We start from the raw sequence: 21,444 nt of genomic DNA, 5'->3' as shown, positions 1-21,444 counted from the left end.
CCGTCCGTCACATCCGCCGTGTCCCCGGACACCGCGCGCGACCGGCTCCCTACACTCGACAGGTGGCCTCTCTCCCGCCGGGTGTGCCGTCGCACGGCACCCCGCACCCGCACCAGCACGTGGTCCCGCGCCATCCGCGCCTGGATCCCCTGGCGGACCGGTACGCGGCACGCACGCACGGGATGAAGACCTCGGAGATCCGCGCACTGTTCTCGGTGGTCAGCCGGCCCGAGGTGGTCTCCCTGGCCGGGGGCATGCCGGCGGTCACCGCGCTCCCGCTGGACGCGGTGGGCTCCATGATCGGCGACCTGGTGTCGGGCATGGGCGCGCAGACGCTGCAGTACGGCTCGGGTCAGGGTGACCCGCGGCTGCGCGAGCGCATCTGCGACGTGATGGCCCTCGAAGGCATCACCGACGCCAGCCCGAGCGAGGTCGTCGTCACCGTCGGCTCGCAGCAGGGCCTGGACCTGGTGACCCGCGTGTTCTGCGATCCCGGCGACGTCATCCTCGCCGAGGGCCCGTCCTACGTCGGCGCCCTGGGCGTCTTCCAGGCCGCCGAGGCCCAGGTCCAGCACGTGCCGATGGACGACGACGGCCTGATCCCCGAGGCGCTGGAGCAGGCGCTGCTCGAGTGCCGGGCCCGGGGCGAGCGGGTCAAGTTCCTCTACACGGTGCCCAACTACCACAACCCGGCCGGCGTCACGCTGTCCGAGCCCCGCCGCCAGGCCATCGTCGAGCTGGCCGAGCGCTACGACCTGCTGATCATCGAGGACAACCCCTACGGCCTGCTCGGCTTCGAGCACGAGCCGATGCGGGCGCTGCGGGCGCGGAACTCCCAGCGGGTCATCTACCTGGGCTCGTTCTCCAAGACCTTCTCGCCGGGCCTGCGGGTGGGCTGGGTGCTGGCGCCGCTCGCCGTCCGCGAGAAGCTGGTGCTGGCCACCGAGGCGCAGGTGCTCTGCCCGCCGTCGCTGACCCAGTACGCGGTCGCCCGCTACCTGGACACCCAGCCCTGGCGCGAGCAGATCAAGCTGTTCACCGAGCTCTACCGCGAGCGCCGCGACGCCGCCCTGGAGTCGCTCGACGCGCTCATGCCCCCGGGCACCACGTGGACCCGCCCCGACGGCGGCTTCTACGTCTGGCTGAAGCTCCCGAACGGCCTGGACGCCAAGCTCATGCAGCCGCGCGCGGTCAACGCCCACGTGGCGTACGTGCCGGGCATCGGCTTCTACGCCGACGGCAGCGGCCGCGAGTACATGCGGCTGTCCTACTGCTACCCCGAGCCCGACCAGATCCGCGAGGGCGTGCGCCGCCTGGCCCGGGTCATCGAGGCCGAGCTGGACCTGCACTCCACCTTCGACACCGTCGACACCGGCACCTTCCGCGCCGTGGGGCGTCCCGTGCCCGGCCACGAGGCCGAGAACATCGTGGGCCCGGCCAACAGCGACCGATTCGAGGACGGCCGAGCATGAGCGAGCCCACCACCGCCCCCGCGGAGGAGACCACCGGCGCCGAGCACCTGCGGGTCGTCGTCCTGGCCGGCGGGCTGACCTTCGAGCGCGACGTCAGCCTCTCCTCGGGCACCCAGGTGGCCGAGGAGCTGGCCCGCGTGGGGCTGGACGCCGAGCTGCGCGACGCTGACGCCGAGCTGCTGCCCGGCCTGGCCGCCGCCCCGGCCGACGCCGTCTTCATCGCCCTGCACGGCGCCACGGGGGAGGACGGCGCGCTGCGCGCGGTCCTGGACCTGGCCGGCGTCCGCTACGTCGGGTCCCCCGCGGCCGCCTGCCGGCTGGCGTGGGACAAGCCGGCCGCCAAGTCCGTGGTCCGCACCGGGGGCCTCACCACCCCCGACTGGGTGGCGCTGCCGCACAGCACGTTCCGCGAGCTGGGTGCCGGTGCGGTGCTCGACCTGATCGTCGCCCGGCTGGGCCTGCCGCTCATGGTCAAGCCGGCCTCGGGCGGCTCGGCGCTGGGCGTGCAGAAGGTCAGCCGGGTGGAGGACCTCCCCGCCGCCATGGTCAGCTGCTTCGCCTACGGCGACACGGTCATGGTGGAACGCTTCGTCGAGGGCACCGAGCTCGCGCTCGCCGTCGTCGACCTCGGCGACGGCCCGGAGGCGCTGCCGGCGGTGGAGATCTCGCCGGAGTCCGGCGTGTTCGACTACACCGCCCGCTACACCCCCGGCCTCACCGAGTACCACGCGCCGGCGCGGCTCTCGCCCGAGGTCGCCGAGCGCGCCGCCGAGCTCGCCGTGCGGGTGCACCAGGCGCTGGGCCTGGCCGACCTCTCCCGCACCGACGCGATCGTCAGCCCGGACGGCGAGGTGCACTTCCTCGAGGTGAACGTCTCCCCGGGGCTGACCGAGACGTCGATGTTCCCGATGGCCGTCGAGGCCGCCGGGCACGACCTGGGCGACGTCCTCGCCCGGCTGCTGGCGGGGCGGGCAGCCGCCGACCGCTGAGGCACCGCCCCGGGATTACCGATGTGACGGAATCCCGGGGCGTCCCTCCGGCTTCACTCCGGGCGGCGTCCGGTGATGTCCGGCGCCATCAGCCCGATGATGCGCTGCAGGTCGTCGACGGAACCGAACTCCACGACGATGCGGCCCTTGGCCCGGCCGATCTGGACCTTCACCTTGGTCTCGAAGGCGTCGGACAGCCGGCCGGCGAGGTCCTCCACCCCCGGGGCGGTGATCCGCCGGGCGCGGCGCTTGGCCGCCGGCTGCTCGGCGACGGCCAGCGCGACCGCCTCCTCGGTGGCGCGCACCGACATGCCCTCGGCGACGATGCGGGTGGCCAGGGCCTCCTGCGCCTCGGCGTCGGGGAGACCGAGCAGCGCCCGCGCGTGCCCGGCGGAGATGACCCCGGCGGCGACGCGGGTCTGCACCTTCACCGGCAGCTTCAGCAGCCTGATGGTGTTGGTGACCTGGGAGCGGCTGCGGCCGATCCGGCCGGCGAGCTCCTCGTGGGTGGCGCCGAACTCCTCCAGCAGCTGCTGGTAGGCCGCGGCCTCCTCCAGCGGGTTGAGCTGGACCCGGTGGATGTTCTCCAGCAGCGCGTCGCGCAGCAGGGCGTCGTCGTCGGTGTCCCGGACGATCGCCGGCACCGTCTCCAGCTCCGCCGCCCGCGCCGCCCGCAGCCGGCGCTCGCCCATGATGAGCTCGTAGCCGCCGTCGGCCCGCTCGCGGACGACGATCGGCTGGAGCAGGCCGAACTCGCGCACCGAGTGCGTGAGCTCCTCCAGCGCCTCGTCGTCGAAGACCTGGCGGGGCTGCTTCGGGTTCGGGACGACGTCGGCGACGGCGACCTCGCGCAGCTGCGCCCCCGGCACGCCGACGGCCTCCTCCACCTGCCGGGCGACCGTCGCCGCGGCCTCGGCGGCCGGCGGCAGCAGGTGCACCGGCGGCGCGGGGACGGCGGGCGGGGCGTCGGGGGAGGGCGCCGCGGACTCCGCGGGAGCCGGCGCCACCGCCGGCGCCTCCGCTGGCGGCGCGCTGGTGGGGATGAGCGCCGCGAGACCCCGGCCGAGACCGCCACGCTTGTTCATCGGGTCCGCTCCTCAGGGGACGGGGCGACCGGCAGGGCGGTCGCGTCGGTGTCGGAGAACGCCGCACCGGGGAAGTCGGTGGGGGGCGCCGCCGGGGGATGCGCCGCCGGGGCGCCGGTGGGCCGGGTGTCGGTCAGCGGCGGCAGGGCGACGCCGCGCTCGGCCAGCTCGCGGGCGGCCTCGACGTAGCTGGTCGAGCCGCGGCTGCCCGGGTCGTAGGTCAGCACGGACTGCCCGTAGCCCGGCGCCTCCGAGACCCGGACGTTGCGGGGGATCACCGCGTCGAGCACGAGGTCGCCGAAGTGGTTGCGGACCTCCTCGGCGACCTGGTCGGCGAGCTTGGTCCGTCCGTCGTACATCGTGAGCAGGATGGTCCGGACCGCGATCCCCGGGTTGAGGTGCGCGCGGACCAGCTCGATGTTGTTGAGCAGCTGCCCCAGCCCCTCGAGCGCGTAGTACTCGCACTGGATGGGGATGAGCACCTCGTCGCCGGCCACCAGCGCGTTGAGCGTGAGCAGCCCGAGCGACGGCGGGCAGTCGATGAGCACGTAGTGCGGACGCTCGCTCTCGGGGAGCTCCTGCAGGTACCCCTCGATCGCCCGGCGCAGCCGGTACTCGCGGGCCACCACCGACACCAGCTCGATCTCGGCGCCGGCCAGGTCGATCGTCGCGGGCACGCAGCGCAGGTGCGGGCTGGCCGACGTCGGGTGGACCACCTCGGCCAGCGACCGGTCACCGACGAGCGCGTCGTAGATCGACGGCGTGCCGACGGTGTGCTCCACGCCGAGGGCGGTGCTGGCGTTGCCCTGTGGATCGAGGTCGATGACCAGCACCCGCAACCCGTAGAGCGCCAGGGCGACGCCCAGGTTCACCGTCGACGTGGTCTTGCCGACGCCGCCCTTCTGGTTGGCGATCGTCACGACCCGGATGCGGGCCGGCGCCGGGAACGGCTCCTGGTTCGCCGCGTGCAGCACCCGGGTGGCCCGCAGCGCCTCCATGGCGATGGGGCTGTCGAAGTCGGCCAGGTCCGGGGTGCCGGCCGCCTGGTCGGCGGCGAGACTGCTCCGCAGCCGCTGGCCCGGGTCGGTCATCGCGGGTCCTTCCTGCCGGGCCGTTTCACGTAGAACGGGCCCGGGAAGTAGTTAGGGTTCCACGTGAAACGCGGGCCGGGCTGCCTGAGGGCGACCGTCACCGCGTCCCGCGCGTCATCACCACCACGGTAGTGGCAGCGTCTCCCAGGTCTGCACCGACGGCCCGTGCCTCGATGTCGCGCATCCCGGCGGCGGTCAGCTCCGGGCGCAGACCGGGCAGGTCCTCCAGCGCGCGGGCACCGACCAGCGCGACCAGCGTCGTCCCCGGGCGCAGGAGACCGCGGCACCAGGTGACCAGCCGGGGGAGCGGAGCCACCGCGCGGGCGGTGACCACGTCGACGGGCCCGACCGTGGAGACCACCGAGCGCTCCTCCGCCCGGCCGCGGACGACCCGCCACGGCGTCCCGAGCTCGGCCACGGCCTCCTCGAGGAACTCCACCCGGCGGGCCATCGGCTCCACCAGCGTCAGCCGGAGGTCGGGCCGGGCCAGGCCCAGCGGGATGCCGGGCAGGCCGGCCCCGCTGCCGACGTCCACGACCCGCGAGCCCTCGGGCACCGCCTCGGCGACCGCCGCGCTGTTGAGCACGTGCCGCTCCCACAGCCGCGGCACCTCGCGGGGGCCGATGAGACCCCGGACCACGCCGTCGCCGGCCAGCCGGGCGACGTAGGCCTCGGCGGCCGGCAGCGCCGCCCCGAAGACGCGGGCGGCGACCTCCGGCGGCGCCGGGGGGAGAACCTGGTCGCTCACCGGGTCAGGAGCCGGGCAGGACCACGACCCGCCGGTTGGGCTCCTCGCCCTCCGACTCGCTGTGCACGCCGGCGACACCGGCGATGACGTCGTGGACGACCTTGCGCTCGAACGGGTTCATCGGCGCCAGCCGCTCCGGCGCGCCGCTCTGCGCCACCCGGCGGGCGGTCTCGCCCGCCAGCGCGGTGAGGTCGGCGCGGCGCTTGGCGCGGTAGCCGCCGATGTCGAGCATCAGCCGGCTGCGCACCCCGGTGGACTGCGCGACGGCCAGCCGGGTCAGCTCCTGGAGCGCCTCGAGGACGGCGCCGTCGGAGCCGACCAGGTCGCCGAGCTCACCGCCGACGATGGCCACCGAGGCGCGGTCGCCCTCGACGTCGAGGTCGATGTCGCCGTCCACGTCGAGGATGTCGAGCAGCCGCTCGAGGTAGTCACCGGCCACGTCGCCCTCGCGGACGAGCAGGTCGTCCCCACCGGCCCCACCCTTCCCACCGGTCCCGGTGGTCTCGGCGGGCTCGACGACGGAGTCGGCGTCCTCCGGACCGCTGTCGGGCAGCTCGGTGACGCCCGACGCGTCGGTCGCGGGGCTGAGCACGGCGTCGGAGGTGGCCTCGGCGGTCGCCGTCGTGTCGGCGGGGCTGGGGTGCGGGGCGCTCATGGGTGTCCTCCCAGATGGGTGCAGGCGGCCGGGGCGTCCCCGGTGGTCGGTGGCGGCGCCGCGAGGCGCCGGAACGGGGTCAGCGGCGCTTGCGCTTGCCCCGGTTGGCCGGTCCGGCGCCGCCGCGGCCGCTGCCGGGCCGGCTGGGCGCGCGGTCGGCCGGACCGGTGCCGTTGGTGACGGTGCCGTTGGTGCCCGTGCCGTTCCCGCCGTCACCGCTCGCGGAGGCCCCGCTCGGCGGGGACCCGCCGGCGGAGGTGCCGTTCGACGACGAGCCGTTGGACGAGGCGTTCCCGGCCGGCGGTGCCGCCGGGCGGGCACCCTTCGTGCGCACCGGCTTGGCGCCGGGCTTGGGGGCGAGCGTGCGCGGGTCGATGGCGGGCTTGTCGGCGGCGGCCTTGGCCAGCGCGGCCGGCGACCCCGGCGGGGGCAGCTTTTTCAGGATGTAGAACTGCTGGGCCAGCGTCCACAGGTTGTTGGTGAACCAGTAGAGCAGGACGCCGATCGGGAAGAAGAAGCCCGTGATGAACAGGCTGATCGGCATGCCGTAGAGCATCAGCTTCTGCACCATGGCGGCCTGGCCCTCGACCGGCCCGGAGCGGCGCATGATCTGCTTCTGCGTGATGAAGGTCGTCGCGCACATGATCACCATGAGCGTCAGCGCGACGATCCGGATGCCGCCCTCGGTCACCCCGGGCAGGGCGAGCAGCTGCTCGGCCTTGGTGCCGCTCATGTTGAACGACGAGGAGATCGGCGCACCGAACAGCTCGGCCTTGGCGGCCTGGTCGGTGAGCGTGTCGTCCCAGCTGTAGAGGCCCTTGCCCTCGGGCCGGAGCCGGCGCAGCACGTGGAACAGCGCGATGAAGACCGGGATCTGCGGCAGGATCGGCAGGCAGCCGGCCAGCGGGTTGACCCCGCGCTCCTTCTGCAGCGCCATCATCGCCTGGCTGAAGCCCTGCTTGTCGCTGCCGTACTGCTTGCGCAGCTTCTGGATCTCCGGCTGGAGCTCCTGCATGGCCCGCTGGCTCTTGACCTGCTTGATGAACAGCCGGAAGAGCAGCACGCGGATGGTGACGACGAGCATCACGATGGACAGCGCCCACGTGATGCCGGCGGCGGGGTCGAGGAAGGTGGAGAACAGTGCGTGCCACTGCTTCATCACCCACGCGATGGCGGTGTACAGCCAGTCAAGCAACGCCGGCCTCCTGCTGGGCGGGCCGGCGCTGCGCCGGCGGGGTGGCTCGGGGATACCGGGCCGGGTCGGGGCGACCGGCCGCGTCGGGGGCGGGCACCGGAGACGGCGCCCCTCTCCCCGACGAGCGGTCGGCGGTGTCGGTTCCGGATGGGCGCGGCCGCGGCGGAGGGACCGGGTCCCAGCCGCCGGGGTGCCACGGCGCGCACTTCGCGATCCGGCGCAGCGCCAGCCAGGTGCCGCGGGCGGCACCGTGCACGGCGATCGCCTCCGCGGCGTAGGCGCTGCAGGTCGGGGCGAAGCGGCAGCGCGGCGGTAGCGCCGGGCTGATGGCCCGGGAGTAGAAGCCGACGGCGGCCAGCAGCGCCCGGGCGACCGGCCCGCGGGGCCGGCTCACGGTGTGCGGACCCGCGGTGCGAGCAGCCGGTCGAGACCGGCGACGAGGTCGCGGTGCAGCACCGCCGAGGACGCCTCCGCGGCCTCCGGGCGCGCCCGGACCACGAGGTCGGCCTCGGCCGGCAGCCGGGACAGCTCGGCGCCGACCACCGCGCGCAGCCGCCGGGTCACCCGGTGCCGCACGACGGAGTTGCCGACGGCCTTGCCCACCACGAAACCAGCCCGGGGCCCTGCACCCTGCGGTGCCGGCCCCGGGCGTTCGGGGAGGTAGTGGAGGACCATGGTCGGCCGACCGGCGCGGCGGCCGGACCGGACGACCGCGGTGAACTCCGGACGCCGGCGCAGGCGTGCCTGCGCGGGCAACACCTCAGGCGGAGAGCTTCTCGCGACCCTTGCGGCGACGGCCGGCGAGGATCGCGCGGCCCGCACGGGTGCGCATCCGCAGCCGGAAGCCGTGGGTCTTGGACCGACGACGGTTGTTCGGCTGGAACGTGCGCTTGCTCACGGAGTACTCCCACTACACGACATCGGCGGTGCACACCCGCCGGCGGGCGGGCACGCGCGGGGTGCGACGGGACGGCGGTGCCGCCCCGGGGCCCCCGGAAGCTGGTCGACCGGGACCGTCCACGACCGCGCACCGGCACGAGAACGCGCCAGGACGCCGTGGCCGGGCCACAGACTCGGTCCAGCATAGCCGAGGTCGGCAACCGGACGGTGGGCCGGTTCGACCGCGACTCGTCAGGTTCCCCCAGCACCGGTCGCGGACGGGGACGGCGCGCCGACGCAGCCGCGCGACACGCCCGGCGACGCGCCGGGGACGGAGCCGACCGTCGTTGCCCGCCTGTGGACGAGGCTGTTAGCGTCGCCGTCGCTCCGCCCCCGGATCCGGGAGCCGGAGCACGGGCCGACCCGTGGGTCGCCCGGACCGCCGCACCGCCCGACCGACCGCCCGACCCCCTCCCCGACCAGCGACATCGCACCGGTCCGGACCTGCCGACACGGGCCCGGTCGCCGCGCGCCGCCGGTCGTGCACAGCCTGTGGACACTGGTGTGGAACCGGTGTGTCCGGATGTCCACAACGGGGGAGTCAGCGGGGGACGCCCCGGGATCCACCGGGTGCGCGGCCGGGCACCCGTCCCATCGGCGGTCCGCTCGGGGCGACGCGACCGGGCCGTGTGCGACGGCGCCGGACACAGCAAGGGGAGGAACCGTCATGGCCGATGCCACCGTCGACCTGGCGACGGTCTGGGACCAGATCCGCCGGCGACTGGCCACGAGCCTCTCCCCGCAGCAGAACGCGATGCTGAACCTGACCCGGCCCCTGGGTCTGGTCGAGGACACCGCGGTGCTGGCCGCCCCGAACGAGTTCACCCAGACGGTGCTGGAGTCCCGGATGCGCCGGGTGCTCGCCGAGGCGCTGTCCGAGCAGCTCGGCCGCGACATCCGGGTCGCCGTCCAGCTGGAGGACGCCCCGGCCGACACCCGGTCGGCTCCCGAGCCGGTCGAGCCGCTGCCCACCCGGCGGCCGTGGTCGCAGGTCGAGGCCTCCCGCGCCGAGGAGGACCGCGACCAGCGTGACCGGGCCGACGACGGCCGGTCGGCCTTCGGCGTCCGCGCCGACACCCCGCCCCCGTGGGAGCGCGAGGCCGCGCCACCGGCGCCGCAGCCGGGCACCGACTGGAGCCCCGCCGCGCTCCGCCCGGCCGGGGGCCGCAGCCGGCGCAGCACCCGCGACTGGGGCGGTGCCGACGACGGCGCCGCCGTCCTCCCCTTCGACCTCGGCCTGCCCGACGAGCCGCCGGCCGACGACGACGCCGCACCGCGACGCCCGGACTCCGGCCGCCCCGCCCGCGGCGGCGGTGGCGGTGGCGGTGGGGAGGCGGTGTCGCTGTTCGGCGGCGAGCGCCGGCCGGCCGGTCAGGACCCGGGACTCAACCCCAAGTACGTCTTCGACAGTTTCGTCATCGGCAACAGCAACCGGTTCGCCCACGCCGCGGCGGTGGCGGTCGCCGAGGCACCGGCGCGGGCCTACAACCCGCTGTTCATCTACGGCGACTCGGGGCTGGGCAAGACCCACCTGCTGCACGCCATCGGCCACTACGCCGCGCGCATGTTCCCCAACGTGCGGGTGCGCTACGTGAGCACCGAGGAGTTCACCAACGAGTTCATCAACCTGGTCCACTCCGGCCGGGCCGAGGACTTCCGCCGTCGCTACCGGGACATCGACTTCCTGCTGATCGACGACATCCAGTTCCTCGAGCGGGCCGAGCGGACGCAGGAGGAGTTCTTCCACACCTTCAACACGCTGCACAACGCCAGCAAGCAGATCGTCATCACCTCCGACCGCGCGCCGAAGAAGCTGACGACGCTGGAGGACCGGCTGCGCACCCGGTTCGAGTGGGGACTGATCACCGACGTCCAGGCGCCGGACCTCGAGACCCGCATCGCGATCCTGCGCAAGAAGGCCTGGGGCGAGCGGCTGCAGGTGCCCGACGCGGTGCTGGAGTTCATCGCCAGCAAGGTGCAGACCAACATCCGCGAGCTCGAGGGCGCGCTGATCCGGGTCACCGCGTTCGCCAGCCTCAACAAGCAGCAGGTCGACCTGCCGCTGGCCGAGCTGGTGCTGAAGGACCTGATCAGCGACGAGCAGGGCCCGCAGATCACCGCGGCGATCATCATGGCGGCCACCGCGGAGTACTTCTCCGTGACGATGGAGGAGCTGCAGGGCAGCAACCGCAGCCGCACCCTCGTCAACGCCCGCCAGATCGCCATGTACCTGTGCCGCGAGCTCACCGAGCTGTCCCTGCCGCGCATCGGGGCGTCCTTCGGCGGCAAGGACCACACCACGGTCATGCACGCGGTCAAGAAGATCACCAACCTCATGAGCGAGCGCCGGGCCACCTACACCCAGGTGACCGAGCTGACCGCGCGGATCAAGAGCCGCGCCCGCCAGTAGTCCCCCGGCTGTCCACAACCCTGGGGACCGCCGCGGTCGGTGACCGCCCGGGCGGACGGCGGCTTCCGGGCCCACCCGGGCGGTGACCTCGGTCGACACGTCGACGAGTTGTCCCCAGGAATGTGCACAGGTTGGGGAATCCCGGCCGCCGGTCCCGTGGACGGCGGCCCCGCGGCCACTCCGCTGGCGCCGGTCGCGATCACCCGTCCGGGGCACCGACACGCGGCTGACCTGCATCGATGCGCTCCGTGTGCAGTTCCGGACGGTCTGGAGCCGTTCCGTCGTGCGGCCGTCGCCGGACGCCCTGGGTACGGCCTGGGGACGGGGACGGGAGACAGCAGGGGACAGGACGTGGACGACGGGCACCCCCGGTGCACAACCGTCGAGATGTCCACGTGTCGACAACAGGCGCACAGCGACCACCCACAGTCGGCCAACATGTCGACTCCGGCACTGACCTGCGCGAACGACCTCCGTCCCCAGCTTCCACACCAGTGATGACGAGGATGAGGGAGTTATCTCGGGGAGTTCTCGAACCACACTCTGGGTGGGGACGCTGCGGTCCGGGGGTCCCCGGGACCGCAGAAGATCAGCAGGGACAGCAGGAAGGGACCGCGCCCGGACGGGCCCCGGGACCCGATCGCAGGACAGCGGTTTCCCCCCTGGGGGCCGCACACGGCACGATGGGTCCAGCCGCACGCGGTACCGGGTGTCCCGTGCCGAGGCGTGCACGGAGCAGGACGACAGAGCAGGGGTGGGTCAGGTCATGGAGTTCCGGGTGGCACGCGAGGTGCTCTCCGATGCGGTCGCGTGGACGGCGCGCAGCCTGCCGCCTCGTCCGTCGGTCCCCGTCCTGGCCGGCATCCTGCTGGAGGTCGACGGCAGCCAGCTGTCGGTGTCGGGCTTCGACTACGAGGTGTCCGCGCGTGCGGAGGTCGACGTCCAGGCCTCGGAGAGCGGCCGGGTGCTCGTGCCCGGCCGGCTGCTGGCCGAGATCACCCGCGCGCTGCCGCCGCATCCGGTCGACGTGCGGGCCGAGGGCGCCCGGCTGGCCATCACCTGCGGCAATGCCCGGTTCAGCCTGCCGACGCTGCCGGTCGAGGACTACCCGTCACTGCCCTCGATGCCGTCGTCGGCCGGCGTGGTGGACAGCGACGTGTTCGCCGAGGCGGTCAGCCAGGTGGCCGTCGCCGCCGGCCGGGACGACACCCTGCCCATGCTCACCGGCGTCCGGCTGGAGATCGAGGACGACCGCGTCACCCTGGCCGCGACCGACCGGTACCGGCTCGCGGTGCGCGAGTTCGCCTGGCGCCCGGACACCCCCGGGATCTCGGCGGCCGTCCTCGTGCCGGCGCGCACGCTGGCCGACGCCGCCAAGACGCTGACCAGCGGACCCGAGATCGTCGTCTCGCTGTCCTCCGGCGGCTCGGGCGAGGGCATCCTGGGCCTGTCGGGCAAGGACCGGCAGACCACCACCCGGCTGCTGGACGCCGAGTTCGTGAAGTACCGGGCGATCATGCCGAGCGAGTCGCACGCGCACGCGACGCTGCCGGTCGGGCTGTTCACCGACGCGGCCAAGCGCGTCGCGCTGGTCGCCGAGCGCGGCACCCCGCTGCGGTGCGAGTTCACCCCCGGGCAGGTCACCCTGCGGGCCGGGGGCACCGACGACGAGGGCCAGGCCGAGGAGCGCTGCGACGTCGAGTTCGAGGGCGAGCCGCTGACCATCGGCTTCAACCCGTCGTTCCTGCTCGACGGGCTGGCCGCGGTGCACACCGGCCGGGCGCGGATGGACTTCGTGAGCCCCCTCAAGCCCGCCGTGCTCTCGGGGGTCGAGGAGCCGGCCGCCGACGACGACGCCGCGCAGCGCCCCGAGCAGCCGGGCAGCTACCGCTACCTGATCATGCCGGTGCGCCTCCCGGGCTGAGCGCACCTCGCTGCCCCACCGCTGGCACGCTCACGGCGGGACCCTGCAGCGAGGCCGGGCATCGCGCACGATGAGCGCTGGAAACGGGATCACGAAGAGGGGACTGCTGTCGTGCAGCTGGGGCTGGTCGGGCTGGGCAAGATGGGCGGCAACATGGCCGAGCGGGTACGCCGCGCCGGTCACGAGGTGGTCGGCTACGACCGCTCGCCGGGGAAGCGGGACGTCGACAGCCTCCCCGCGCTGGTCGAGGCGCTGCAGGCGCCGCGCGTGGTGTGGGTGATGGTGCCCGCCGGGGAGCCCACCCGGGCGACGGTCAAGGAGCTCGCCGACCTGCTGGAGCCCGGCGACGTCATCGTCGACGGCGGGAACTCCAAGTACACCGACGACCAGGTGCACGACGTCATGTGCCGCGAGAAGGGCATCGGCTACATCGACGCCGGCGTCTCCGGCGGCGTGTGGGGCCTGGAGAACGGCTACGCGCTCATGGTCGGTGGCACCACGGAGGACGTCGCCAAGGTGCAGCCGGTGTTCGACGCGCTCCGGCCGCCGGCACCCGAGGACGAGTCCGGGCAGGCGATGCCCGGCGCCGGCTTCGTGCACGCCGGGCCGGTGGGCGCCGGGCACTTCAGCAAGATGGTCCACAACGGCATCGAGTACGCGATGATGCAGGCCTACGGCGAGGGCTACGAGCTGCTGGCCGCGGTCGACCTGATCGAGGACGTCCCCGGCGTCGTCGCCTCCTGGACGCAGGGCACCGTCATCCGCTCCTGGCTGCTGGACCTGCTGGTGCGCGCGCTGCAGGAGGACCCGGGCCTCGAGCGGATCCGGGGCTACGCCGAGGACTCCGGCGAGGGCCGCTGGACGGTGGAGCAGGCCATCGAGAACGCCGTCCCGATGCCGACGATCGCCGCGTCGCTGTTCGCCCGCTTCTCCTCCCGGCAGGAGGACTCGCCGACGATGAAGGCGGTCGCCGCGCTGCGCAACCAGTTCGGCGGGCACGCCGTCCAGGCGGTGCAGGCCCAGGAGGCCGAGCGCCCCGCGTGAACGACACCGCACCGACGGGGTCCTGAGCCAGGTGTACGTCCGCCACCTGCAGCTGGGCTCCTTCCGCAGCTGGGAGCTCGTGGACCTCGCCCTGCGGCCCGGCCCGACGGTCTTCGTCGGCCGCAACGGCGAGGGCAAGACCAACCTGGTCGAGGCCGTGGGCTACCTGGCCACGATGAGCAGCCACCGGGTGTCCTCGGACGCGGCGCTGGTCCGGCACGGCGCGGCGCAGGCCGTCGTCCGGGCCGCGCTGCGCCGGGAGGACCGCGAGCTGCTCGTCGAGATCGAGGTGAACCCCGGCAAGGCCAACCGGGTGCGGGTCAACCGGGCGCCGCTGCCCCGCCCCCGCGAGGTCCTCGGCCTGGTGAAGACCGTGCTGTTCGCGCCCGAGGACCTCGTGCTGGTGCGCGGCGACCCCGCGGAACGGCGCCGCTTCCTCGACGACCTGCTGGTCAGCCGCACCCCGCGGCTGGCCGGCGTGCGCAGCGACTACGACCGGGTGCTCAAGCAGCGCAACGCGCTGCTCAAGACCGCCCGGATGGCCCGCGGCGGCGCGCTGGCCACGCTCGACGTCTGGGACGGCCACCTGGTCGACCTCGGCAGCCAGCTGCTGGCCGCCCGGCTGCGGCTGGTCGCCGACCTCGCGCCGCACGTCGAGCGGGCGCACGGCCAGGTCGCCGGACCCGATGCCCCGTCCGCCGGGCTGGGCTACAGCAGCACCGTCCCGCTGGCCGGCGAGGGCGCTGCGCTGACCGCGGGGACGGCGCTGCCGACGACGGCCGAGCTGGCCGAGGCGCTGCGGGCCCGGGTGGCCGAGCGGCGGCAGGACGAGGTGGACCGCGGGATGACGCTCGTCGGTCCGCACCGCGACGACCTGGTCATCCACCTCGGTCCCGTGCCGGCCAAGGGCTACGCCAGCCACGGCGAGTCCTGGTCGCTGGCGCTGGCGCTCAAGCTGGGCTGCTTCGCGCTCTTGAGGGCCGACGGCGAGGAGCCCATCCTCGTGCTGGACGACGTCTTCGCCACCCTCGACGCCGACCGGCGGGCGGCCCTGGCCGCGGTCGCCCGCTCGGCCGAGCAGACGCTGATCACCGCGGCGGTGCTCGACGACGTGCCGCCGGAACTGCGCGGCACGCGCGTGCAGGTGGCCGGCGGGTCGGCGTTCGTGGTCGACGATCCCGCGGAGGACGCCTCCGCGGACGAGCCCGAGGTGCTGGAGGAGGGGGCCCGGTGAGCGAGGAGAGGCCGGGACGGCCGAGCGACGTCGCCCGCGCGGCGCTGGAGGCCGCCCGCGCCGCGGCCGCCTCCCGCCCGCAGCCGACCCGGCGCCGGATCGCCGGCCCGCGGCGGCGGTGGACCCCCGCCGGCCCCAGCGCCGACGACCCGCAACCGCTGGGGCGGCTGGTCGACAAGCTGGTCAGCGACCAGGACTGGACCGCGCACACCCGGGTGGGCTCGGTGTTCGGCCGCTGGGACGCGCTGGTCGGCCCGGAGATCGCCGCGCACTGCCGGCCGGAGACCCTCAGCGAGGGCGAGCTGCTGGTGGTGGCGGAGTCGACCGCCTGGGCCACCCAGCTGCGGCTGCTCGCGCCGACCATCCTCGGCCGGCTGCGCGCCTCGGTCGGCGGGGACGTCGTGACCCGGTTGCGCGTTGTCGGACCGACGGCCCCGAGTTGGAAGAAGGGCCCGCGGTCGGTCCGCGGTCGGGGGCCGCGCGACACGTACGGATAGGGCGGCACCGGCCGCCCGGGAGGACCACCAGATGAGGACGTGCCAGCGATGACCAGCCCGCGCGACCGCGACCGGGACGGCTTCGACGACGACGCCGGCAACACCTGGCGGGAGCCGGCCCACCTCGGCGACGGGTCCGACACCCCGCCCGCCGGTGCGCAGCCCCCGGCCGCCGACCGGCCGGCCGAGGGCGCGGGGTGGCAGCCGCCGGGCTGGGATCTCCCCCCGGCCACCCCCGACCGGCCGGCGCCGGCGCCCCAGCCGGGCTACGAGCCGTGGCAGCAGCCCGATCCCGACCAGCCCACCGTCGAGCAGGCCCCGCCGCAGCGCGGGCTGTTCGGACCACGCCGCCCGCGCACGCCGGGCGAGGTCGAGAAGGTGTTCGCCTACCAGGGTGACCAGGTCGGCGCCCAGGGCTGGGCGGTGCAGCACGGCTGGACGGTGTCCGACGGCAGCGGCCCCCAGGACGCCGTCCTCGCCGAGCTCGTCGCCTCGGCGCCCACCCGGCTGACCAGGGACCACCGCGCCGCCGGCGTGATGCGCGGCCGGTACGGCAGCCTCGAGCTGGTCGCCTTCGACGTCGTCTACGCGTCCGGGAAGTACCTCGTCCCGGAGTACGCGATCACCGCCGCCCCGGTGCTGACCGGCCTCCCGGGGCTGCGGCTGTCGCCGGCCCGGTTCTGGAAGCACCGCACCGGCGGGCTGGTGCCGGTGCCCAGCGGCGATCCGGAGTTCGACTCGCGCTGGCAGCTGCTGGCCACCGAGGACGGCCCGGCCGTGCAGCGCCTGGTGCAGGACCCGGCGGTCCGCGGGCTGCTGCTGGGCAGCGACGACGGCGACGAGTTCTGGTCGGCGGCCGGGCACCTCGCGGCCATCCGGCCCGACGGGCACCGGCCGGAGCTGATCGAGCACCACGCCCGGCTGCTCGCCGCGATGGTCGGCGCGCTGGCCGCCGCCCTGTAGGCCGGCACCTGGACGCGACCGGGGCGCCGGCACCGCCCGCCGCCGGGCTGCGCCAGCTGCTGCCCCTGCTCCGCCCGCACCGCCGGGCGCTGGCGCTCGCGGCCCTGCTCTCGCTCGTGGGAGCGGCCGCGGCGCTGGCGCAGCCGGCCCTCGTCGCGCGGGTGATCGAGGCGGTCGGCGCCGGGCGGGCCCTGCTGCCCGAGGTCGCCGCGCTGCTCGTCGTCCTCGTCGGCGCGGCGGTGCTGGGCGCCGCCCAGTCCTACGTGCTGCAGCGGAGTGCCGAGGGCGTCGTCCTCACCACCCGGCGGCTGGTGGCCGACCGGCTGCTGCGGCTGCCGGTCGCGGAGTACGACCGCCGCCGCACCGGCGACCTGATGTCCCGGCTCGGCGCGGACACCACGCTGCTGCGCGCGACGGTCACCTCCGGCGTCGTCGAGGTGGCCGGGTCGGTGGTGGTCGCGGTCGGTGCGCTGGTGGCGATGGCGCTGGTCGACGTCTGGCTGCTGCTGGTGACCGTGCTCGCCGTCGCGGTGGGCACCACCGTCGCGATCTCCACCAGCCGGGGCGTGCGCCGGTTGTCCCGCCAGGCGCAGGAGGAGGTCGGCGCGATGAGCGCCGCCGTCGAGCGCGCGCTGTCGGCGGTGCGCACCATCCGGGCCAGCGGCGCGACCGCGCGCGAGGTGGAGGTCGTGCAGGGCAGCGCCGCCCGCGCGTACCGGGCCGGGGTCGCGGTGGCCCGGCTGCAGGCGCTGGTGGAGCCGGCCGGTTCGATCGCCGTCCAGGGGGCCTTCCTCGCCGTCCTGGGGCTGGGCGGCTACCGGGTGGCGACCGGCTCGATCGCCGTCGCCGACCTCATCGCGTTCATCCTGTACCTGTTCCTGCTGGTCATGCCGCTGGGCCAGACCATCTCGGCGTGGACCCAGCTGCAGACCGGGCTGGGCGCGCTCGCGCGGGTGCAGGAGGTGCTGGCGCTCGAGCCGGAGGACGACGCGCGGCCCGAGCGGGGCGGCGCCGTCGTGGCGGCCCCGGCCCGTCCCGCCCCCGGGACGCCGCTGCTCGAGCTGGACGACGTCTCGTTCGCCTATCCCGACGGCACGCCGGTGCTGCACGGGGTCTCGCTGACCGTGCCCGCGGGCGCGCGGGTGGCCCTGGTCGGGCCGTCCGGGGCGGGCAAGTCCACGGTGCTCGCCCTGGTCGAGGGCTTCTACCCGCTGACCGGGGGCGCGATCCGCTGGGCGGGCACCGACGTGCGCGACCTGCCGCGCGCGGCGCTGCGGGCACGGCTGGGCTACGTGGAGCAGGAGGCGCCGGTGCTGGCCGGCACGGTGCGGGAGAACCTGCTGCTCGCCGCGCCGGAGGCGACCGAGCCGGAGCTGTGGGCGGTGCTGGCCGACGTCGGCCTCACCGGGATCGTGCAGCGGTCGCCCCGCGGCCTCGACGTCCTGGTCGGGGACGAGGGGGTGCTGCTCTCCGGCGGCGAGCGGCAGCGCCTGGCGATCGCCCGGTCGCTGCTGGCCCGGCCGTCGCTGCTGCTGCTCGACGAGCCCACCGCCAGCCTCGACGCCCGCAACGAGGACCTGCTGCGCCGCACCCTGGCGGCCGCGGCCGCCGACCGCGCCCTGCTGGTGGTGGCGCACCGGCTGTCGACGGTGCTCGACAGCGACGAGATCGTCGTCCTGGACGGTGGCCGGGTGGTGGGCCGCGGCACGCATGCGCAGCTGCTGGAGACCAGCCCGCTCTACCGGGAGCTGGCCACGGCCCAGCTGCTGGTGTGAGCGCCCCCCACACGATCAGGGTCCCTGATCGTGTGGGGTCCTCCCCGGGGGTGCGCGGTCGGGGAGGACCCGTTGCGGTCGGGGAGGACGGCGGTCAGGCCGCCGTCGCCGGCTGCGCGGGATCGGTCGCTCCGCGCTCCGCCGCCCGGCAGATGTTGCGGATCATGCTGCCGAAGACGAATCCGTGGAACGGCGCGACCGACCACCAGTAGGCGTGGCCCAGGAGCCCGCGCGGGTGGAACGTGGCCTTCTGCCGCAGCACGGTGCGGCCGTCCACCTGTTCCACGTGGAACTCCAGCCAGGCCAGGCCGGGCAGCCGCATCTCCGCCCGCAGCCGGAGCAGCCGCCCCTCCTCCAGCTCCTCGACCCGCCAGAAATCCAGGGCGTCGCCGACGTACAGGTCGGTCGGACTGCGCCGGCCGCGGCGCAGGCCCACCCCGCCGACTGCCCGGTCGAGCAGCCCGCGCACCTCCCAGGCCAGCGGGAACGAGTACCAGCCGGTCTCCCCGCCGATCCCCTCGACCACCCGCCACAGGGCGTCCGGGGTGGCGTCGGTCTCCCGGGTCCGCTCGTCGAGGTAGAGGCTGCCGCCGGCCCAGTCGGGATCGGTGGGCAGCGGGTCCGACGGCGCGCCGGGCACGGAGGCGCTGGCCCAGCGCGTGGCGACGTCGTGGTCGCGGATCCGCTGGATGGCCAGCCGGACGGCGTCGTCGAAACCGAGCAGCCCCTCCGGCGGATCCGGCACGTACCGCGCGATGTCGTGCTCCTCGACGACGACGGTGTTGCGCAGCGACTCGACCAGCGGCCGGGCGATCGACGCGGGCACCGGCGTGATGACCCCGACCCAGTGGGAGGACAGCGACGGGCTGAAGAACGGCACCGGCAGGATCCGCCGCCGGGGCAGGCCGGCCACCTCGGCGTAGCGCTGCATCATCGACGCGTAGTCCATGACGTCGGGGCCGCCGATGTCGAAGCACCGGTGGACGTCGGCCGGCAGGGTGGCGCAGCCGACCAGGTAGCGCAGGACGTCGCGGATGGCGATCGGCTGGATCCGGCTGTGCACCCACCGCGGGGTCACCATGACCGGCAGCCGCTCGGTCAGGTAGCGCAGCATCTCGAACGACGCCGACCCCGAGCCGAGCACGACCGCCGCCCGCAGCACCACGGTCGGCACGCCGGAGTCCAGCAGCACCGAGGCCACCTCGGCGCGCGAGCGCAGGTGCGGTGAGAGCTCCTCGTCCCGCGGCTCGAGCCCGCCGAGGTAGACCAGCCGGCCCACCCCGGCCGCGCGGACGGCGCCGGCCATCACCTGCGCGGTGCGGCGGTCGCGCTCCTCGAACTCCGCGCCGGTGCCGAGCGAGTGGATCAGGTAGTAGACGACGTCGACGCCGTCCACCGCGGCGGCGACGGCCGCCTCGTCCAGCGCGTCGCCCCGGGCGATCTCCACCTGCCCGGACCACGGCTGGTCGCGCAGCCGGGCGGGGTCGCGGGTCAGCACCCGCACGCGGTGGCCGGCGGCCAGCAGCTCGGGCACCAGCCGCCCGCCGATGTAGCCGGTCGCCCCGGTCACCAGGCAGGTCAGGGACGGGGGATTCGCAGCGGGCTCGGCCATGTCCCGAGTGTCGGCGCCCGTCCGGGTGACCGCCCGGCCGGAGCCCGCCGTCCGAGTCGCGGCCCGCCGGGCCAGCCGAGATCATCTCGACACCGGCATCCCGGCCGAGGTCCGAGCGGGTCGAGCAGGAGGCGGGTCATGGCGAGCACGCAGACCGGCGAGGAGACGACGAGCGGCCAGCCGGCCCTCAAGCGGGTGATGGGCCCCGGCCTGCTCCTGCTGTTCATCGTCGGTGACGTCCTGGGCACCGGGATCTACGCGCTGACCGGCACGGTCGCCGCCGAGGTCGGCGGTGTGGTGTGGCTGCCGTTCCTGATCGCCTTCCTCGTCGCGCTGATCACCGCCTTCAGCTACCTGGAGCTGGTCACCAAGTACCCGCAGGCGGCGGGCGCGGCGCTGTACACGCACAAGGCGTTCGGCGTCCACTTCGTCACGTTCCTCGTCGCCTTCGCGGTGATGAGCTCGGGCATCACGTCGGCCTCGACCGCGGCGCGGGCGTTCAGCGAGAACGCCGCCGAGGTGTTCGGGGTCGAGCTCGGCGGGTGGGGCATCACGTTCATCGGCCTGGGCTTCATGGCACTGGTCGCCGCGGTCAACCTGCGGGGCGTCGGCGAGAGCGTGAAGAGCAACGTCGTCCTCACCTGCGTGGAGCTCTCCGGCCTGCTGATCATCATCGGCATCGGCGCCTGGGCGCTGTTCGGCGGCGAGGGCGACTTCTCGCGGGTCACCGAGTTCGACACCGGTGACAAGGGCGTCCTGGCCGGTGTCATCGCCGCGACCGGCCTCGCGTTCTTCGCCATGGTGGGCTTCGAGGACTCGGTGAACATGGCCGAGGAGTGCAAGGAGCCGCGGCGGATCTTCCCCAAGGTGCTGCTCACCGGCCTGGGCATCACCGGCCTGATCTACGTGCTGGTGTCGATCTCGGCGATCGCCCTGGTGCCGTCCGAGCAGCTCAGCGACCCCGACACCCCGCCGTTGCTGCGGGTCGTGTCCGCCGGCGCACCGGACTTCCCGCTGGGCCTGTTCGGGATCATCACGATGTTCGCCGTCGCCAACACCGCGCTGATCAACATGCTCATGGCCAGCCGGCTGGTCTACGGCCTCTCCCGCGAGCGGGTGCTGCCGCCGCAGCTGGGCCGGGTGCTGCCCGGCCGCCGCACCCCGTGGACGGCGATCCTCTTCACCACGCTGCTGGCCTTCGGCCTCATCACCTTCGTCGGCGAGGTGCCGGCCCTGGGCGGGACGACGGCGCTGCTGCTGCTGGTCGTCTTCACCGTCGTCAACGTGGCGGTGCTGGTGCTCCGCAAGGACCGGGTCGACGCCGACCACTTCCGGACGCCGACCATCCTGCCCGTCGTCGGCGCGCTGGCCTGCGGTTTCCTCGCCACGCCGTTCTCCGGGCGGGCCGCGGAGCAGTACCGGATCGCCGGCGTCCTGCTCGCGATCGGCGTCGTCCTGTGGCTGGTGACGGTGTTCGTGAACAGGCGGACCGGCGCCGGCCCCAGCGACCTGGAGGCCGCGCTGCACAGCGACGCGCCCCCGCACGGCCCGCGCAACTAAGGAGGGGCCGCGTCGCGGGCGGGCGTGCCGCCGGCATCCGGCGCGCGGCCCTCAGCGCCCGCCGGACGGCGCGGGAACGCCCGGCCCCGTCCCGGTGGTGGCAGAGGTGTCGGGAGTGGCACAGGAGCGACCTGAGGGCCTGGACGGCGCGGTTCCTGTCGTACCACCCGGTACTCTTGAGAGCGAACACCGCCAGCAACCGGCTGAGTGCCTCTCTGCGCCCTCGGAGCACCCCACGGCAGTGGGGTGCC

At 74.7% G+C, this 21,444-nt stretch carries 19 protein-coding genes; 10 read left to right on the top strand and 9 right to left on the bottom strand.

Going from position 1 to position 21,444, the window contains the following annotated elements; all coding sequences use genetic code 11:
* Positions 1-62: 62 nt before the first annotated feature.
* Entirely contained in the window at positions 63-1,472 is a 1,410-nt protein-coding gene (locus ACI79R_RS00550) for an aminotransferase-like domain-containing protein (RefSeq protein ID WP_456571615.1), read from the top strand.
* Complete coding sequence (locus ACI79R_RS00545) at positions 1,469-2,461, top strand: D-alanine--D-alanine ligase family protein (protein WP_456571614.1); 993 nt, start codon at positions 1,469-1,471, stop codon at positions 2,459-2,461. The genes ACI79R_RS00550 and ACI79R_RS00545 overlap by 4 nt, the downstream gene beginning before the upstream one ends.
* A 53-nt stretch (positions 2,462-2,514) precedes the next feature.
* Here ACI79R_RS00545 and ACI79R_RS00540 read toward each other — a convergent pair whose 3' ends face one another.
* The 8 genes from ACI79R_RS00540 to rpmH all read right to left on the bottom strand — a co-directional run bounded on the left by ACI79R_RS00540 (position 2,515) and on the right by rpmH (position 8,133).
* Positions 2,515-3,546 (bottom strand): ParB/RepB/Spo0J family partition protein, encoded by a 1,032-nt coding sequence (locus ACI79R_RS00540; protein WP_456571613.1) that lies wholly within the window; start codon positions 3,544-3,546, stop codon positions 2,515-2,517.
* Complete coding sequence (locus ACI79R_RS00535) at positions 3,543-4,637, bottom strand: ParA family protein (protein WP_456571612.1); 1,095 nt, start codon at positions 4,635-4,637, stop codon at positions 3,543-3,545. Before ACI79R_RS00535 ends, ACI79R_RS00540 begins: the two co-directional genes overlap by 4 nt.
* A 97-nt stretch (positions 4,638-4,734) precedes the next feature.
* Positions 4,735-5,385 (bottom strand): 16S rRNA (guanine(527)-N(7))-methyltransferase RsmG, encoded by a 651-nt coding sequence (gene rsmG, locus ACI79R_RS00530; protein WP_456571611.1) that lies wholly within the window; start codon positions 5,383-5,385, stop codon positions 4,735-4,737.
* A gap of 4 nt (positions 5,386-5,389) precedes the next feature.
* The gene (locus ACI79R_RS00525; RefSeq protein ID WP_456571610.1) at positions 5,390-6,040 is read right to left on the bottom strand and encodes a Jag family protein; all 651 of its coding nucleotides are present in this window, start codon (positions 6,038-6,040) and stop codon (positions 5,390-5,392) included.
* A gap of 79 nt (positions 6,041-6,119) precedes the next feature.
* On the bottom strand, positions 6,120-7,235 hold the full coding sequence (gene yidC, locus ACI79R_RS00520) for a membrane protein insertase YidC (protein ID WP_456571609.1): 1,116 nt from the start codon (positions 7,233-7,235) through the stop codon (positions 6,120-6,122).
* Entirely contained in the window at positions 7,228-7,629 is a 402-nt protein-coding gene (gene yidD, locus ACI79R_RS00515; RefSeq protein WP_456571608.1) for a membrane protein insertion efficiency factor YidD, read from the bottom strand. The genes yidC and yidD overlap by 8 nt, the downstream gene beginning before the upstream one ends.
* Positions 7,626-7,994 (bottom strand): ribonuclease P protein component, encoded by a 369-nt coding sequence (gene rnpA / locus ACI79R_RS00510; protein ID WP_456571607.1) that lies wholly within the window; start codon positions 7,992-7,994, stop codon positions 7,626-7,628. Before rnpA ends, yidD begins: the two co-directional genes overlap by 4 nt.
* Position 7,995: 1 nt before the next feature.
* Positions 7,996-8,133 (bottom strand): 50S ribosomal protein L34, encoded by a 138-nt coding sequence (gene rpmH / locus ACI79R_RS00505; protein WP_040338882.1) that lies wholly within the window; start codon positions 8,131-8,133, stop codon positions 7,996-7,998.
* Between the two features lie 708 nt (positions 8,134-8,841).
* Here rpmH and dnaA point away from each other — a divergent pair.
* The 7 genes from dnaA to ACI79R_RS00470 all read left to right on the top strand — a co-directional run bounded on the left by dnaA (position 8,842) and on the right by ACI79R_RS00470 (position 18,021).
* Positions 8,842-10,584 carry a chromosomal replication initiator protein DnaA gene (gene dnaA / locus ACI79R_RS00500; protein ID WP_456571606.1) on the top strand — a complete coding sequence of 581 codons (1,743 nt, stop codon included), beginning with the start codon at positions 8,842-8,844 and terminating at the stop codon, positions 10,582-10,584.
* 778 nt (positions 10,585-11,362) lie between these two features.
* Positions 11,363-12,508 carry a DNA polymerase III subunit beta gene (dnaN, locus tag ACI79R_RS00495; protein WP_456571605.1) on the top strand — a complete coding sequence of 382 codons (1,146 nt, stop codon included), beginning with the start codon at positions 11,363-11,365 and terminating at the stop codon, positions 12,506-12,508.
* 21 nt (positions 12,509-12,529) lie between these two features.
* A complete protein-coding gene (gnd, locus tag ACI79R_RS00490; RefSeq protein WP_456572269.1) occupies positions 12,530-13,552 on the top strand; it encodes a phosphogluconate dehydrogenase (NAD(+)-dependent, decarboxylating) in 1,023 nt (340 codons plus the stop codon).
* 31 nt (positions 13,553-13,583) lie between these two features.
* Positions 13,584-14,786 (top strand): DNA replication/repair protein RecF, encoded by a 1,203-nt coding sequence (recF, locus tag ACI79R_RS00485; RefSeq protein WP_456571604.1) that lies wholly within the window; start codon positions 13,584-13,586, stop codon positions 14,784-14,786.
* Positions 14,783-15,283: a DUF721 domain-containing protein gene (locus ACI79R_RS00480; protein WP_456571603.1), complete on the top strand. Its 501-nt coding sequence runs from the start codon at positions 14,783-14,785 to the stop codon at positions 15,281-15,283. Before recF ends, ACI79R_RS00480 begins: the two co-directional genes overlap by 4 nt.
* 48 nt (positions 15,284-15,331) lie before the next feature.
* The gene (locus ACI79R_RS00475; protein ID WP_456571602.1) at positions 15,332-16,246 is read left to right on the top strand and encodes a hypothetical protein; all 915 of its coding nucleotides are present in this window, start codon (positions 15,332-15,334) and stop codon (positions 16,244-16,246) included.
* 8 nt (positions 16,247-16,254) lie between these two features.
* Positions 16,255-18,021: an ABC transporter ATP-binding protein gene (locus ACI79R_RS00470; protein WP_456572268.1), complete on the top strand. Its 1,767-nt coding sequence runs from the start codon at positions 16,255-16,257 to the stop codon at positions 18,019-18,021.
* Positions 18,022-18,115: 94 nt separating this feature from the next.
* Here the strand turns inward: ACI79R_RS00470 and ACI79R_RS00465 are convergent, their stop codons facing one another.
* Positions 18,116-19,633, bottom strand: a complete 1,518-nt coding sequence (locus ACI79R_RS00465; protein WP_456571601.1) for an SDR family oxidoreductase — start codon at positions 19,631-19,633, stop codon at positions 18,116-18,118.
* Between the two features lie 138 nt (positions 19,634-19,771).
* On the opposite strand from ACI79R_RS00465, the gene ACI79R_RS00460 reads away from it, so the two are divergent.
* Entirely contained in the window at positions 19,772-21,193 is a 1,422-nt protein-coding gene (locus ACI79R_RS00460) for an APC family permease (protein ID WP_456571600.1), read from the top strand.
* The last annotated feature ends 251 nt before the right edge of the window (positions 21,194-21,444 follow it).

Source organism: Blastococcus sp. SYSU D00820 (assembly GCF_054050695.1).
The sequence above is the reverse complement of the archived record's forward strand: the minus strand, read 5'-3'. Positions and strand labels throughout refer to the sequence as shown.

Excerpts from the sequence above, each read along its gene's own strand:
- ACI79R_RS00540 (WP_456571613.1), bottom strand. The coding sequence starts at position 3,546 with ATGAACAAGCGTGGCGGTCTCGGCCGGGGTCTCGCGGCGCTCATCCCC.
- ACI79R_RS00525 (WP_456571610.1), bottom strand. The coding sequence starts at position 6,040 with ATGAGCGCCCCGCACCCCAGCCCCGCCGACACGACGGCGACCGCCGAG.
- ACI79R_RS00545 (WP_456571614.1), top strand. The coding sequence starts at position 1,469 with ATGAGCGAGCCCACCACCGCCCCCGCGGAGGAGACCACCGGCGCCGAG.
- ACI79R_RS00465 (WP_456571601.1), bottom strand. The coding sequence starts at position 19,633 with ATGGCCGAGCCCGCTGCGAATCCCCCGTCCCTGACCTGCCTGGTGACC.
- ACI79R_RS00475 (WP_456571602.1), top strand. The coding sequence starts at position 15,332 with ATGACCAGCCCGCGCGACCGCGACCGGGACGGCTTCGACGACGACGCC.
- dnaA (WP_456571606.1), top strand. The coding sequence starts at position 8,842 with ATGGCCGATGCCACCGTCGACCTGGCGACGGTCTGGGACCAGATCCGC.
- ACI79R_RS00460 (WP_456571600.1), top strand. The coding sequence starts at position 19,772 with ATGGCGAGCACGCAGACCGGCGAGGAGACGACGAGCGGCCAGCCGGCC.
- ACI79R_RS00535 (WP_456571612.1), bottom strand. The coding sequence starts at position 4,637 with ATGACCGACCCGGGCCAGCGGCTGCGGAGCAGTCTCGCCGCCGACCAG.